Origin of the sequence: Niallia sp. FSL K6-0212 (assembly GCF_038007605.1) — a bacterium.
GTDB classification, from domain to species: Bacteria; Bacillota; Bacilli; order Bacillales; family Cytobacillaceae; genus Niallia; species Niallia circulans.
In genome coordinates this window covers 2,051,276-2,067,646 of record NZ_JBBOXL010000001.1, presented here as the reverse complement: position 1 = coordinate 2,067,646, position 16,371 = coordinate 2,051,276, and the positions used below count along the sequence as shown (strand labels likewise).

Genomic DNA, 16,371 nt, shown 5'->3' with positions numbered 1-16,371 from the left:
AATTTTATTTACAAATAATTTATCGGACTTTTTACCCTTTTGTTTATATTTAAATAATTTTTTATTATATTATTTCCCTTTATTTTCAACTCTTTAATTAGTGATTCTGTCCAAAATAAAAACAGTGATAGCTTTATCTCATAAAGCTATCACTGTTTTACATTTTTTATAAATAGAGAACCATTAACTCTTCGTCATAATATTTTCCGTTTATTTTTATCGCCTTTCGATCGATTCCATACGTTTCAAATCCAAATGCTCGATATACTTTTTTTGCAGCTGTATTTTCTGCAACAACTGCTAAGTATACTTGTTCTATTCCCTGTAAATCACGTGATTTTTCTATTGTGGCTTTGAGCAATTGCTTCGCCACACCTTTCCCTCTACGTTTAGGGGTCACATAGACAGCGTAAATATTCGCACGATGGCTCATTTTTATCTTGGTTTCTCTCATTAATGTTACAACGCCTACTAAATCCTTTTCCACAAATGCCCCATATACATAAGACGATGGATCACTTAGCCTGCTTTGTGTTCGACTTAGCGGATAATCCTTTTCTTCCTCATAGCTAGAACCAAATGCTTCGGGATTAATTTGCAATGCTTCTAATCTGAGGGCGAAATAAGCCTCTGCATCATCGGGGCGTAATTGCCTGATTTCCATTTGGATCTCTCCCTATCTGATTTGATTAAAGCTGGATTTTGAAATCGGATAAGTTTCTAATTTGCTAGCATTCGCTTTTTTCTCACCTCGAAGTTTTGGAAGTTTATATGTTACTCCCACTTTAACCTGCTGCATTTCTTTTACTCCTTGAATAATTAGTTGCATCGCAAAAATCGATAACATAAAAGCAACTAAAATATAGAAATACCAAAAGCGTCCTGAGGATATTGTACTTCTTCCTACTTGTCCAATTAATCCAGACCACTCATAGGTACTAGACATTGGCGGATCAGGAAACAATGGATCAAAAGATACTTTAGTACCGCCAAAGAAGTAATTAAAAAGACCTAGATGCATAAATATTAGCAACACTTGAATAAACTGCTGCCCAAATAGAATCGTCAAACGAGCGCTTATATGTGGTAAAACATGTCTTGTAAAAAGCTTAAGCTTATTTCCGCCTAATACTTTTGCACTGATTATAAATTCATTTTCCAAGACATGGTTCATTTCTTTTCCGATAAGAACTGTAGTTAGCGGGAGCACCAGTATTGTTAATATCAGTGTTTCTAATAAAATACGCTCTGTAAAAGTGTTTGTGTATCCTTCTATAGTTGGTACAAGTATAGGCCTTAATAGTATATAAGCAACAAGACTCAACGGCATAAAGTGTATAGAATCAGATAATTTTGCGAAAATACTTTGCAAGCCCTTAGTAAAATAGAAGGAATAAAATATAGCCAATATTAATCCTCCTATCACGCGTAAAAAAGCAATCAAGAGAGCAAAAAACAATGTATACTTTGCACCCACCACAAGTTGATCAAATAAGCTGTATCCTAATTTATCCGATCCAAAAAAGAAAGGTTCAGTTGGTGCATGCGGCATAGCAGAAATTAGCGTAGATCCATCATCCGCATAATACAATCTGATTTGGTCAATATGATTATCTGTTATAAGAGAATACGCTACACTATAGCCGATTACACCAATAAAAAATAAACTACCTAAAGCAAACTTCCAATTTTTCATGTATGAACCAAATACTTGAAGAAACTTTATAAAGGGCCTACCCACGGAAAATGTATGCCATTTTATAAGGCTTATTGAATCCCTAATATTTTTAAAATAAATTTTCACTGATGCAACCAGATTATTTATTCTCCAATGATACTTCCAAGCGTTTTTCTTCACATCTTTCACTGTTTCTTTTTCTTCCCTTACAACCTCCTCCATTAATTGAAAGAATACAAAGAAAGGAGTAAAGATTAATAAGAGCGAAACAGCGATGGTGATAGGAGTAAAATTCTCTACAAGAAAATAGGTAATTCCATGAACATTAAACAAACGTTCCATTATAAATTGACTAGAAAGCATCCCCCAGATAATAATCTTTAAATGGTGATAGGAAATCGGAATAATATTACGCAGTATATGCTTAAGTAAAATGGCAATATTGGCAATCCCTTTGCTTCTGGCAAAAGTAACGTAGACCTTTAAATATTCTTCTTCCATCATTAAAAGCAATATTTTAAATAGCGAAACAGCAGGTATAATAGCTAACGTAATAATTGGGGCTAAGTAGGCTTCATTGGAGTAGCTTGCCACCGCAAATATCTCTACACCCGTTTTCATATAGATAACAACTACTATTGTTTGCAAAAGTGTAGCAATAATAATATCTGGAATTGATTCTATTAAATCCAGAAATCTTTTTAATGGCTGTAACAGAAACTTCGGCAGAAAAAAGAATGATAAGGATAAAATAAAAGCAACGAAGCATCCGAGGAGAATAGCGCAAAGCAAAATTTCCATCGAATAAATAAAAGCTGGCCAGAGTACATCTAATATTGGTTTTTGATCTACACCATTTAATGTGTATACCCAGCCTTCTTTTTGAAAAAATTCCTTCGACAAAAAGGAGAATAGAGTGGAGAAATATCCCTCTCCCTCAGGAAAATCTCTCATTTGAAAGTATTTTGGAAAAACACTTAATGCTAGTATCGCAATAGTTCCTAGTAAATAATAGATAATAATTTTCGCGAATTTTCTCATTGATCCCCTTTTCTCCTATCTAAATATTTATACTATTCAAATTATATGGATATATTAATCAATTATCAACCTATTTTTTCCAAACCATAGGATAAAAAAATGGGGCTTCTAATTTAATTAATAGAAGTGAAGTCTATATATTTATTTGGATAACCGAGGGAATTTCAATCCTATCTTTGCTCTTTTCAGCCAAACAGATCTTCTACTTCTTCTCATCAACCAGCCTTTTCTGCAAGAAATATTGTTTAACACCTTCCGAAAAGTTATCTAATGTCCCAAATACTTCATAGCCATGCTTCTCATAAAAGGCCGGAGCTTGAAAGCTGAACGTATCAAGGTAAATAAATGTACATCCTTTTTCTAATGCAGCTTGTTCCATTTTTGCCAGCAGTTCGCTTCCATATCCTTTTTTTCTGACACTCGTGTCCACCCATAAGAAATCAATATGCATATGCTGCCAAAACATATGACCAGTAATACCTGCCTTGATTATGCCCTCATCATCTTTTACAACAAAACTAATATTTTCATAGGGGCTTTTTAATTTTTCTGGTAGTTGCTCCATATTATAAGCAACCAGTTTTCTTCGAATATAATCACTATCTTCCTGAACCCATTGCTGGATAATTTCCATTATGTCATCCTCTTCTCTTCTTTATTTTTTCAGCAAATAAACTAAACATTTCCCTGACAGCCTCTTTCGGAACTTCTTGATAAGCATCCCCTAAGCTGATTTCAAAGGATGAGTTTTTCTCGTCAATCTCCTTCACATAGCCGCTTATTCCAATTCCTGCTATCTCATGAACAACAGTTAAAATTTGTTCTACTTCTTCTTTTCCCAACTCAAAATGAACGTGGAACATATTAGACACTGGTACAACCGGAAGAGTGCGAACTCCTTCGCACCCATTAAATAGTGCGGCCAGCTCTTTAGCAGATTCATAGTATTCAGCCATTTTCGAAGCGCGTTTTTCATAATAATAGTCAGCAGACAAAATATACGGATACAAACTGATTAAATCACCGCCATATCTTCGCTTCCAAACCTTGGATTGACTAGTAAAATCAGCATTCCCCGCAAGTATGGCCCCAGCAATTCCCCCAATTCCTTTATAAAAAGACAGATAGACACTATCAAACAATGCACATACTTCTGCAGCAGTTTTTTGATAGTAAGGGAGCACCTCTAATAATCTTGCACCATCAAGATGGAGTTTAATGCCTTGTTCTTTACAATAGAATGAAATTTGTTCTAATGTTTCAAAGCTTGGTAGTTGTCCCCCAATTTCTCGCTGCGGCAATTCTAACAGCACACAGGCAACTCCGCGCTCCATCTCTTTAATATCATCTAACCCTATTACTCTAGTCTCATCGGCCAAAAGAATCGTTTCTATTTTATGAAGCTTCTTTAATCCATCTTGTTCATGTATTTCTAAATGACTTAATGGGTGATAAGCGACTTTTCCTAAGTCTTTTTCATCACACCATATACGGAGTGCGATTTGCTGTGCCATTGTCCCACTGGGAAAAAATACAGCCGTTTCTTTTCCTAATAGATCAGCCATTTTTTGCTGAAAGTCTTCTATTATTTTTCCTTGTCCGTAAATATCACTTTCTGCATTTTCATCTATTTCTTGTAACGCTTCTTTTAATACTTGGACATTTCTTTTGCCATGATTGCCTAGTTTATAGGTTGTTTTGTTATAGGATTCCCTTATTATATTTGTCATTCTTTCCCCTACTCCCACTCAGAATATTTCGACTATAGAATAACTATAGCACTTTTATATTCTGCGATGTATTTTTTATCCGTTTATTCTTTTGTTTCCCTACAAAAAGCGAACGAGCCCACTTCTATTTCATAAATGAGTATTTCGACATTTCTCTGTTCCCTTTTCTCCTCCTCCAACCACAAAAAGAACAGTAATCTCTCTCATAAGAAATTACTGTTCCTTGCCTTTAATTATAGCAACTGTGCATTTGTATGATTGACGGTTGCTTCTCCTATATCTGTTTCCCGCTTGAATAAACGCGTGTATACTCCATTATTATTCTGTAACAGTTCTGTATGGGTGCCTTCTTCGACAATTACTCCATTATCTAATACGATAATACGATCTGCGGCTAATACGGTTGATAACCGGTGAGAAATAATGAATATCGTTTGTTTCTTCGTTGTTTTCAAAACCGCTTCATTAATTTTCGCCTCTGTAATTGGATCTAGTGCCGAACTTGCTTCATCCAAAACAAGAATCGGCGCATCCTTTAGAATGGCCCTTGCTAAGGACAGACGCTGTTTTTGACCGCCAGAGAGAAGGCTTCCTCTTTCGCCAACTTTTGTATTTAGTCCATCTGGAAGGGAGTCTACTAATTCACCTAAACCGCTCGCACGGAGAACCTCATCCAATTCTTCCTCTGTTGCCTCTTTTTTGCCGATTCGTAAATTATCTGCTAATGTCCCACTTCGCATTAATACATCTTGGGTGACAATGGCCATTTGGGAGCGAAGCCAATCTGTATCCCATTCTTTAATTTCTCGACCATCTACTTCAATCGATCCTTCTGTCGTATCATATAATCGAAACAGCAAGTCAATAATCGTTGATTTCCCTGAACCACTTGGTCCAACTAACGCTATTTTTTCTCCTGCCTTAATGGTAAATGAAACACCCTTTAAGACATTCTCCTCTTTATCAGGGTAAACAAAGGAAACATCTTTCAAACGAACGTCACCCTTTGCTCTTGTTCCCTTCAACCCTTGCTTCGTTTCTGCTTCCGATACTGGTTGTGACAGCAAAATATCCGAGCGATCCAACGCTGGTCCTGTTCTTCTGACCGAAAGCCAATTCCGAAGAAGTCGCTGCATTTCATTTGCTGCAATAGTTACTAAGCCACCTGCCGTAAGCATTTGACCACTTGTTAAATCGTTATTCCAAATAAGTAATGTACTAATAAAATATACTAGACCTAATGCAAAACCATTATAACTTGCAATCACTACAACCGATTGCATTCTTGCTTTTAATTCTTTTAGAGAATGTTTCACAAAAGAATCCCTAATGGAAATAACACTTTCCACTTCACTATCGGAAACACCCATTACTCGGGAAAGATGAATACCTGTTACAGATTCTCTTAATCTCTCTAAATATCTAGAGGCTTCTGCCCGAGCGTCCGCTGATGCTGCTCTCGTTCTTGCGCCAACATAGTTCGATGCCCAATAAAAAAGGATTCCAAGCACAACACTTGTGATCATTAAATACGGGTGAATGAAAAGTAGAACGATACTATAAATCACTACCCCTTGTGCACTCGCCATAAAAGTTGACCCTTCCCATGCTAAAAAATTATGAAGGGTATCTGGATCATCCGAAGTTCGTGCTAGCAATTCTCCAGATGAATTGTTTTGATAAAACGAAAAAGGCAGTACTTGCAGATGTCCAAATAATCGTAGTTTTTGCCTATTTGTAACAGACTTTGCTGTAATATGGCAAAAATACTCATCAATTATCATCATTCCTAAATCTAATACAGCAGATAATACCAATAACCACATTAATCCCCATAACCATGTATGATTCTCACTTGGCAGGATGGTATCAATGAGCCAGCTCAATGCTAAAGTTGGTATTAATGCAGAAAAAACTTGGCTAATCGCAATAACGATAGAATCGCCAATTACCCATTTCTTATAAGGCATTAAAAATCGAATAACACGTTTGCCGTCGCCCATTTGCTTTTGGTTGGAGATTTTCTGCTTACTCATCCAATCATCTCCTTTTCTAGCTCGCTATATTGTGCTCGATATAATTGGTAATACTGCCCTTTTAACGCTAGCAGCTCTTCATGAGTTCCTTGTTCGGCAACCATTCCTTGATCAAGCAAAAGGATAGTATCTGCCTTTCTAACGGTTATCAAGCGATGGGCAATCGTAATGGTTGTTCTCCCTGGAATTAACTGTTCCAGCGATTCTTGAACCTTCTCTTCTGTTTCCCCATCTAGGGATGACGTCGCTTCGTCAAAAATCAATACTGGCGGCTGGCGCAATATCGCTCGTGCAAGGGCAACCCTCTGTCTTTGACCTCCAGATAGTTTTAAACCGCGTTCTCCGACAATCGTTTCATATTTATCCTCTAAAGAATCAATCAGCTCTTTTAACCCTGCCGCTTCCACAGCCTGTTCCAGCTCTTCCATCGTTGCATCTGGTTTACCATATAAAAGATTGTTGCGAAGCGTACTATTTAATAGAAAGGTTTCTTGTGAGACCACACCTACCTGTCTGCGAAAACTATTGCGATTATAAGCAAAGAGATCTTTTCCATCGATGGTGACAGAACCTTTCTCCGGTTCATATAATCCCAGCAGTATTTGAATAAGTGTACTCTTTCCGCCCCCACTCGTTCCAACAATACCGATATGCTTTCCTTTCTCTACCGATACCGACACACCTTTTAATACTTGCTTCTCACTTCCTGGATAGGAGAACCAAATATTATGTAAATCAATTTCCCCTTGGACTGAACCAAAATTCGGAAGATTTTGTTCATGCTCTTCTGGCAGATCAAAATATTCGTAGATTCGTTGTAAAGCAGGAATCGCCTGCTGAATCGTTAAAGCATTTTCCGCTAAGGAACGAACTGGCTGAAACATAATCGGAATAAAATTCAAGCAGGAAATAAGTGTTCCAACCGTAATATTCCCTTGCCAAATTGCCAATCCGCCAATAAGCATCACCACACCAGGTGTAGCAATATTAAATAAATTTCCAAGACGCCAATTGACTTTTCCGATTAAAGCTGCCCGGATAGAATAATTTTTCCAATTTGTTAGTTTCTGCTCTTGAGTTGCTATTTCGTCTTTTTGTGTTTGATAGGTTCTTACTAGTCGAACACTCTCAATGCTTTCCTGGAGATGCTGATACATATCTGCACTCATGTCTCTTTGTACGGCACTCATCTTCCGCATGGTCTTCCCTAATTTAAAGGATGGAAAAATATAAATAGCAAATACTGCGAACATCACAATCGCTGCTGGCCAATATATTGCAAACACGGTGATAAAAGCCGCTACCGCACTAATCACTTGCTGAAGAATCCGAGGTACCACGGTATTGTTCAAATTCTGAATAGATTCTACATCATGGGTCAGGCGATATAACATGTCTCCACGAGGTGTATTCGAGAAAAAGGACATCGGTGTTCGATGAAGCCTTTTAAAGGCACGAATCTGCATATCTGTAATAACATCAAAGCCAATCTTCACCTGTACAAATTCTTGTAAGGATTCAAATAGCGCTTTTCCTAAAAATGCTGCTAATATTCCGAAAACAATCCATAATATAAAGGCTATCGGTTTATCACCGATTACTTCGTCTACCAATTTCCCGACAAGGATTGGAGGTAGAATCGTAAACGCACCGCCAACTAATGAGAAAAATAAGGCAATCAGTAACTTGCGCCAATATGGTTTAAAATGCTGTAAAGTAGTTCTTAATAAGTTCATTCTTTCTCCTCCCCACAAAGAGTTATTGTATTACAAATAATGAAAATATTCACCATAATTTCTAAAAATTTTTCGGATTATGAAATTTCTTTCTTTTTAAAATAAAAAAGCTACCTTAATAGTAGCTTTTTTCAGCTTATGGTTTTGGATTGATTGTCCAGGCTAAGCCAAACATCATAATGAAGAAAACGAAAATAAAAACACTAAGAGAAATACCTATAATCGCAAACGCCCTTGACCTATTTCTTGTAAATAAACCAATTATCCCTAAAAGCAAACTAATGAATGGGATTTTTGTAAAGACTAATTCAGGAAAAATATCCACCTCAAAAATAAGCCCTAAGTTTATTCCTGTTAATGCAACTAAGCTTAATAAAAATGAAACAAGTCCAGTCCATGTATTTTTTGTTGATCTTATTCTTTGTTTTTTCAATACCAATTCCATAACCTCACTTCCCCTAGCTTCATTCCTTTAACCATATCGTTGTCCTGCAGCTTAACAAGCGATTCTTTTGGCCCTGTTACAACAGCTCCATAAATGTGAATACCATTTTTCTGCAGATAGGCGATTCTCTCAGGCAAAGCCAGGGGTCTTTCCGCAATCGTTTCTGCCGTTTCTTGATTTTTGCTTAGAAACGTAAGTATTTCCATGAATTGCTTACTGTTTATTTCATCGCTATTAAAAGGAGACCAATTATCAGGATCTTCTTGTGCCGGATATCCAATAGGGGAAATATAATCGCCATCTGCACTTAAATTTTTCTCTTCTAAACCTGTATCAACTGCGAACCAAATTAAATCTATATCCTTTGGAAATTCACTAAAAAGCTCTTTTTCTGTATATAATTGGTCAAATGAAACAAAAGCCTCTGCAACAGTTCCATCCGGCAATCCTTTTAATACCGTTTCGTCTTGTTTAACTGTATAAGGAATGGCTCTATGGGGGTGAAATAATACTTCCTTATCCTCATCGCGGTATTCAGTAAATGGTTTTTCTGTAATAAAACTTGTATCTGGAAAAGAAGGCGTACTAAAGGTGAAGTGAGCCTTTGAATCTCCAATTCGAACATCCTTTTTTCCTACCCTTTTATATAGATCATAGGATAAATCCATATTGAAGAAGCCTATCTTGCTGTCAATCTCCATTTCTTCTAAGCTTACATTCGGTTTGGTAATATAAATCGTTTTGTCCATGATATCAATTAAATCATTCGCCTTATTTCCTATTCCGTAGTAAAGATAGCTCCCTAGCGTTGCAGCCGGGATGATAAGGAGGAGAATGGTAAGACTATATAAAATGTTGGTAAGTCTTGCCTCCACTTTCCCTCTTCTTACAATCAATTGCTGATCCTTATCTGTAAATGGGGTCTCTGCTTCAAATTCATCTATTGCCTCTTGGATTTTATTTAGATAATCTTTCTCTTCTTCTTCTTTAAATCCATCTTTTTTCATAAGTTACCTGCCTTTCTTTCCCATGCTATTTTCCTCTGCCTTTTGAACCATCCTGTTCAATTTTTTTCTTCCGCGGAAGACATGGCTCTTCACCGTATTTTCTTTTAGATTTAGCACTGCAGCTGCTTCTTTATAAGGAAACTGATGGAAATCACACAAAATAATCGCATTTGCTTCTTTCTCTGAAAGCTGGGATATATAGTATAAGAGCTGGTTAAAGCTTTCTTTATGCACGATTTTACTTTCTGGTGTGGAATTGTTTATTTCCTCCTGAAAGGATTCCTTTAGAACAATTCGTTTTCTTTTTCGGGTGTAATCGATAAATGCATGATAAGCTACTTTGAATAACCATGGTTTGATTTCCAGAATGTCATAAGTATCTAATTGTTTATATGCTCGGTAGAAGGCATCTTGTACCAAGTCCTCTGCAGTATGATGGTCCTTTGAAAGGGAATATAGATAACGATATAATTCATTTACATACATGCGATATGCATCATCTAGCTCCAAACTTTTTCCCCCTTTCACCTAGACCACGTTTCATCCATACATAAAGTTGCACTTTTTGTAAAAAAATTCATTTTACGTTTATCCCAGTGTACCGAACCGTAAAATATAGGCGCAACCTTATGAGAAGAAGGCAAAAAAATCCCCTCCGCAAGCAGAGGGGATTTCGAGGTAGTTATCGAGCACTAGCACTCACCTAAACTATTCTTTTTAATAGCTTGCCTTACTTCCAATCAAAAACAAAATCATCATCTGATATAGGTTCTACTTTTGTCGCTTTGACATAACCATTTCCTTTTACAGAAAAGAAGTCATGGTTCTTTGTATCTGTCTTCATGCCATTTTCAACAATCGGGTTGATTGGTTCGGAAGGATAGACAGGTTCATAGCCAAGATTCATACAAGCTTTATTGGCATTGTAACGGATAAATTTATTTACTTCCTCGACTAATCCGATTTGCTGATATAAATCCTGTGTATATTCCAATTCATTCTCATATAGAGAATCTAGTAATGCTAATCTTTCGCGAGTAGCTTGTTCTTGTTCCTCTGGTGTCAATTGTGCATATAATTCTTGAGCGAGAAGCCCAACATAGACCCCATGAATGCTCTCATCCCGAATGATTAAGTTAATAATCTCACCTGAAGCAGTTAGCTTTCCTTGTCCAGCTAAAAATAGAGGATAAAAGAAGCCGGAATAGAAAAGGAATGATTCCAAATAAACGGAAGCAACCATTGCCATATATAGATCATATTTGTTTATTTTCGGGCTAAACAGCTTCTGGTAATATTCAGAGATACGTTTTCCCTTTGCTTGTAGCTGTGGGTGATTATGCACCCAATTAAATACTTCGTCAATTTCTTCCTCAGACGCTAATGTAGTAAAAATAGTGGAATACGATTTAGCATGGATTTGCTCCATCATCCCCATAAAAGAAAGAACGCCCTTACGCTGCAATCCTTCAATGTGCATGCCAATTAGCGGCATTCCCTCGCCACCTTGCTCTGTATCCAGCAGCGTAAGACCACCAAGTACTTTTTTGTAAGTATCTTGCTCCTCTTTCGACAATTCCACCCAAGTATTTTTATCAGAAGAAAGGCTGATTTCTTCTGGCAGCCAAAACTGTCTAGTATTCTGTGTATAGAACATTTGTGTGAAATCATCTTCATGCTGATTCCAGTTAACAGCATACTTTGTCATTTTATTACCCCCAGTAATTCCAGAAAACAGGAGGAGTTTCCTCCTCCTACTTCTTCATTCTTCTCTTAAACGGCACATGCAATGCACTCATCAATAGCTAGATTGCGAGTTCTTGTATAGTAAAGTGATTTTAATCCAATTTCATTTGCATAAATATAATAACGAGCTAATTCTTTCGTAGAAACATCTGAGTTTACGTAAAGAATCGTTGATATCCCTTGGTCAACATGCTCTTGAGCTGCAGCGATTAAGTCCATTACCTTGAATTGGTTCATATCAAACGCTGATTTATAATACCAGAAGTTCGTTTCATCCATATATGGCATCGGATAATAAGTCGTAGAGTTAGCATAAGTGCGAGACTCAATTTGGTTAACAACCGGCATTACCGATGCTGTCGCATTTTGGATATACCCTATTGACTGGGTTGGTGCAACAGCCAAGCGATACGCATTATACATCCCATGTTTTTGCACTTGTGCAGCTAATTCTGCCCAGTCTTCACAAGTTGGAATATAAATACCTGCAAATAGTTCTTTTACTTTGTCTGTTTTCGGAGCAAAGCTTACTTGTTTATATTTTTCAAAATAAGTTCCTTTAGCATACTCCGATTTTTCGAACTCTTTAAATGTTTCTTCTCTTTCTTTAGCTATTAACATGCTCTTCTCAATAGAATAGAAGTTCATCATCATAAAGAAAGTAGCAGTAAAATCTTTTGCTTCTTCTGACTCATAGCTAATCTTGTTTTTCGCTAAATAGCCATGAAGGTTCATCGCCCCTAAACCGACTGCATGAAGTTCTTCATTAGCTTTTTTAACAGATGGAGCATTTTGAATGTCTGAAATATTTGATACAGTAGTTAATGCTTCAATACCAACATGAACAGAATCTCTGAATACTTCGCCTGGCTTCATCACATTTGGGATGTTTAAAGAGCCTAAGTTACAGTTAATATCACGGCGAATAATATCTTCTTGTCCATAATCCGTAATTTCTGATGTCTCTTGAAGCTGGAAAATCTCTGTACATAAATTACTCATTTTAATTTGTCCAATATCTTTAAGAGCATGTCCTTTATTGGCATTTGATTTATTCATAAAATATGGATAACCAGACTCCAATTGGATTTGTGCGATTTTTGTCAGCATTTCACGTGCAGACATAATGACACGTTTTTTCACGTTCGGATTAGCTACAAGCTCCTCATACATTTCATCCATTCTCATGTCATCCATATGAATGCCATATTCCTTGTACACACTGAATGGTGCGAATACGTATAGGTCTTTGTTTTCTTTCGCTAATTGGAAGAATTTATTTTCCACAATTAAGCCGATTGAAAGTGTTTGGATCCGCGACTTCTCGTCGGCATTGATTTTCTTTGTATCTAAGTATTCCACAATGTCCCAATGGAAAATATTTAAGTAGACAGCACCTGCGCCTTTTCGCTGCCCCAATTGGTTTGCATAAGAAAAAGTATCTTCTAAAAGCTTCATGACAGGCACTACACCTGAAGCAGCATTATCAATTCCTTTTATTTGCTCATTGCGGGCACGAAGCTTCGAAAGGTTAAGGGCTACGCCTCCTCCTATTTTCGATAGCTGTCCAGATGTATTAATATTATGGAAAATCGAATTTAAAGAGTCGTCCATTTCTAATAAGAAGCAAGAAACCATCTCACCACGGCGACTTCTACCTGCATTCAAGAAAGTAGGTGTAGCAGGCTGGTAACGCTGTTCAATCATTGCGATTGCATTTTTCTTTGCTTTTTCGAAATCACCTTGTCCCAAGAATAAAGCAACAATAATAATTCGGTCCTCATATGTTTCAAGGTATTGCTTCTTGTCATTTGTTTTTAAGGCATAATCTTTATAAAATTTGGATATGGCCATATAGGATTGAAACTCAAATTCATATGCATATACAAGCTTTGTAATTTCCTCAATTTCCGAAATCTTGTATTGTTCTAAAACCTGTGGATAATAGAAGTCCTCTTCCACCATATATTTAAATCTTTGTTCAATAGAGTCAAAACGAATCAATTTTGGATTGATTTCAGATTCTAGAAATTCAGCAACAGCTTCTTTATCTTTTTCGAGGCGGAAAAACCCCTTTTCATTAAGCTGTGTCACTTCGTTGTTTAGTTCTATATGTCTCATAGCTAATACTTTGCACCCTTTCTCTAACTATCTCTACATCTTCAGGCATACCACTCATTTCAAATTTATGTAAGATTGGTACTCCGTACATGGTTGATATTTTATTAGCACTTAAAGCAAAATTCTGGCCCCAGTTTTTATTTCCACTGGCAACTACAGCATGAAGGTTTGGATGATTTATTTTAAGGAAGTCTAAAGTTGTTTGAGGAACTTGTCCCATCCCGGTTGTGTAAGTTAATAGTATATATGGTTCATGAACTTTTAACCCAGCGCTTATCTCGATTCCTTTATTTGCTGGAAGTCCTAATTTATTAAAAAATCTTCGTACATTTCCCGTCTTACTGTCATAAACAATAAGCACTAATTCTCCCTCCTTGCAAAGACTTGAATAAAAAAAAGAAAAAAAGCTATATTTTAAGCAATACGCTCCATTTCTTACAAAGTCTACTAAATATAGATAGATGTCGATATTCCGTTTCAATATATTGTGTCTAAGACTATATAATCCTTTTTTGAGGTAAGAGTCAATAACGTACTTTTATATTTTTTTGTCAACAATTATCGCTTAAATTTGATAGATTTTTATATTTCCTTGTCGAATAATTTTGAATGAATTTAACTAACATTTGATACAGACTGTTTTCATTCGACTTTTCATTTAAAAAGAAGGCTCTTACTTTTTTATCACCCTAAAAAATATTTGTCTTTAGATAAACGCTAAAAAATTTTTATTACTCTTTTGCATAAGTTCATCTTATAAAAAAATTTTATTTTTCCATTTAAATTCAAAAGTTTATTATAAGGTTGCAGCCAATTTTTTTCCATACATTTTTTGCTTTTTTCTTTCCCTTCTCTTAAAAAGATTACACCTTTTTCTCTAAAAAATATTTGTTTGTACTTTTATTCATAAAGAAAGAAGGCAGCAATGTGCTGCCTCCCTTTATCTCACTCGATATTTCATTCTTATTAGTCCTACCACTTTTTATCAGGACAGCTTTTTTTGTCTATGCTAGCACGGAAGCGAACAAAACATCCGCATTTTCCACATGTATGCTGATTTAGGTGTTCGCATTTGGCACATATGCTCAATCGCAGCTCTCTTATTTCCTCTCGCGCTAAATCTACTTCGAAAGAAAGCTGTTCTTGAACAAGTGTATCAACATCTAATTGACTAACTTGTTCCTTTAGCTCGCAGCCTACACAAGCCATCTTAGTTTTCCTTTGTTATGATGCTTGCAACACTCATAGGCGGTAAAGTAACCTTTAATGTTCCTTTCTCTACTATATAGCTAGTAAACTCTTTTTTTGCTACAGCCTCTGGTTCTTCAAATGTATTATGGGCATTCATTGTATCTGCCGTAATATATTCTGCTTCCACTATTTCAAACTCCCCTTTTTCTCTGGAAAGGGTAATTTCTCTCGTTTCCGTTAAATCATAGTTACATAGAGAAACGGTTAATTTTCCATCCTTCTTAGAAGCTGTATATGTTACATGATTACTTTCATCCCCATAAGAATCAACTAACTCTGCATCCTGATGATGTTTATACAAATCAAAAACATGATAAGTAGGGGTTTTGATCATTTTCTCCCCTTCTGTTAATAGCATTGCCTGCAAAACGTTCACCATCTGCGCAATATTCGCCATATGAACTCGGTCTGCATGCTTATGGAAAATATTTAATGTAATTGCAGCAAGCATAGCATCACGAATAGTATTTTGCTGATATAAGAAGCCAGGGTTTGTTCCAGGTTCTACGTTATACCAAGCTCCCCACTCGTCTACAATTAAACCAACACGTTTTTCAGGATCATATTTATCCATTATTGTACTGTGTTTTGTAATCAATTCGTCCATGTACTGAGCATGCTCTAATACAGAATACCACTGTTCTTCTGGAAAATTTACAGCATCGCCTTTATCCTGCCATACTCTGGTTGGAATGGAGTAATGGTGCAGGCTGATTCCATCCATAAATCTTGCTGCATTTTTCATTAATACTTCTGTCCAATTATAGTCATCTACATTTGCCCCACAGGCAATTTTGTAGATATTATGCTCTCCATATTTCCGAACATAGGTCTGATATCTCCGGTAAAGGTCCGCATAATATTCTGGACGCATATTTCCGCCACAGCCCCAAGATTCATTACCTACACCAAAAAATGCTACTTTCCAAGCTTCCTCCTGGCCATTTTGCCGGCGGAGGTTTGCCATTGGAGATTCGCCATTCATGGTCATATACTCCACCCATTCTTGCATTTCTTGGACTGTACCGCTTCCTACATTCCCATTAATATACGCTTCACAATCTAATTGGCGGATCAATTCAAAAAATTCATGTGTACCAAAGTGATTATTTTCGGTTACTCCGCCCCAATGTGTATTCACTATTGTACTTCTATTCTCTATTGGTCCAATCCCGTCTTTCCAATGATATTCATCAGCAAAACAACCACCTGGCCAACGAACTACAGGAATTTGAATCTCTTTTAATGCATTTACCACATCTTTACGAATTCCATTTTCATTTGGAATATCAGAGTCGGTACCAACCCAAACACCTTCATAAATGCACCGTCCTAGATGTTCTGCAAATTGTCCATAAATATATTTACTTATTGTTGGTCCTTGCTTATCAACTAATAAATTCACTTGCATGTTGTGATTCCTCCATTTTCAATTTTTGGAAAAACAATAACAGGATACTAAGTTGTTCACAATACTATGTACGATATCCTCCTTTCTACTATTGCTAGTTACATAGTTAAAAAGATAAACTCATGACTAAAATATAATACAACAAGAAAGCGTTGTCAATAACTAGTTA

14 protein-coding genes are annotated in these 16,371 nt (G+C 36.4%); all 14 read right to left on the bottom strand.

All coding sequences use genetic code 11. The features are described 5' to 3' along the window. Positions 1-166: 166 nt before the first annotated feature. Positions 167-664: a GNAT family N-acetyltransferase gene (locus MHH96_RS09720; protein WP_047944666.1), complete on the bottom strand. Its 498-nt coding sequence runs from the start codon at positions 662-664 to the stop codon at positions 167-169. 12 nt (positions 665-676) lie between these two features. Beyond that, on the bottom strand, positions 677-2,719 hold the full coding sequence (locus MHH96_RS09715) for an ABC transporter permease (RefSeq protein WP_047944667.1): 2,043 nt from the start codon (positions 2,717-2,719) through the stop codon (positions 677-679). Between the two features lie 202 nt (positions 2,720-2,921). Beyond that, positions 2,922-3,353 carry a GNAT family N-acetyltransferase gene (locus MHH96_RS09710; protein ID WP_047944668.1) on the bottom strand — a complete coding sequence of 144 codons (432 nt, stop codon included), beginning with the start codon at positions 3,351-3,353 and terminating at the stop codon, positions 2,922-2,924. Positions 3,354-3,357: 4 nt separating this feature from the next. Next, positions 3,358-4,449, bottom strand: a complete 1,092-nt coding sequence (locus MHH96_RS09705; protein ID WP_047944669.1) for a threonine aldolase family protein — start codon at positions 4,447-4,449, stop codon at positions 3,358-3,360. Positions 4,450-4,682: 233 nt separating this feature from the next. Then, on the bottom strand, positions 4,683-6,485 hold the full coding sequence (locus tag MHH96_RS09700) for an ABC transporter ATP-binding protein (RefSeq protein WP_061800626.1): 1,803 nt from the start codon (positions 6,483-6,485) through the stop codon (positions 4,683-4,685). Beyond that, the gene (locus MHH96_RS09695) at positions 6,482-8,221 is read right to left on the bottom strand and encodes an ABC transporter ATP-binding protein (RefSeq protein WP_047945026.1); all 1,740 of its coding nucleotides are present in this window, start codon (positions 8,219-8,221) and stop codon (positions 6,482-6,484) included. Before MHH96_RS09695 ends, MHH96_RS09700 begins: the two co-directional genes overlap by 4 nt. Before the next feature lie 136 nt (positions 8,222-8,357). Beyond that, complete coding sequence (locus MHH96_RS09690) at positions 8,358-8,666, bottom strand: hypothetical protein (protein ID WP_047945025.1); 309 nt, start codon at positions 8,664-8,666, stop codon at positions 8,358-8,360. Continuing rightward, complete coding sequence (locus tag MHH96_RS09685; protein ID WP_047945024.1) at positions 8,651-9,673, bottom strand: anti-sigma factor; 1,023 nt, start codon at positions 9,671-9,673, stop codon at positions 8,651-8,653. Before MHH96_RS09685 ends, MHH96_RS09690 begins: the two co-directional genes overlap by 16 nt. A 3-nt stretch (positions 9,674-9,676) precedes the next feature. After that, positions 9,677-10,183 (bottom strand): sigma-70 family RNA polymerase sigma factor, encoded by a 507-nt coding sequence (locus MHH96_RS09680; protein WP_047945023.1) that lies wholly within the window; start codon positions 10,181-10,183, stop codon positions 9,677-9,679. Between the two features lie 220 nt (positions 10,184-10,403). Continuing rightward, complete coding sequence (gene nrdF, locus MHH96_RS09675; protein ID WP_047945022.1) at positions 10,404-11,381, bottom strand: class 1b ribonucleoside-diphosphate reductase subunit beta; 978 nt, start codon at positions 11,379-11,381, stop codon at positions 10,404-10,406. Between the two features lie 65 nt (positions 11,382-11,446). Then, positions 11,447-13,540: a class 1b ribonucleoside-diphosphate reductase subunit alpha gene (gene nrdE / locus MHH96_RS09670; protein ID WP_047945021.1), complete on the bottom strand. Its 2,094-nt coding sequence runs from the start codon at positions 13,538-13,540 to the stop codon at positions 11,447-11,449. Then, positions 13,500-13,901, bottom strand: a complete 402-nt coding sequence (gene nrdI / locus MHH96_RS09665) for a class Ib ribonucleoside-diphosphate reductase assembly flavoprotein NrdI (protein ID WP_047945020.1) — start codon at positions 13,899-13,901, stop codon at positions 13,500-13,502. The genes nrdE and nrdI overlap by 41 nt, the downstream gene beginning before the upstream one ends. A 611-nt stretch (positions 13,902-14,512) precedes the next feature. After that, positions 14,513-14,749 (bottom strand): DUF6171 family protein, encoded by a 237-nt coding sequence (locus MHH96_RS09660; protein ID WP_328283073.1) that lies wholly within the window; start codon positions 14,747-14,749, stop codon positions 14,513-14,515. 1 nt (position 14,750) lies between these two features. Further along, positions 14,751-16,202 (bottom strand): alpha-N-arabinofuranosidase, encoded by a 1,452-nt coding sequence (locus MHH96_RS09655; RefSeq protein WP_061800617.1) that lies wholly within the window; start codon positions 16,200-16,202, stop codon positions 14,751-14,753. Positions 16,203-16,371 lie beyond the last annotated feature (169 nt).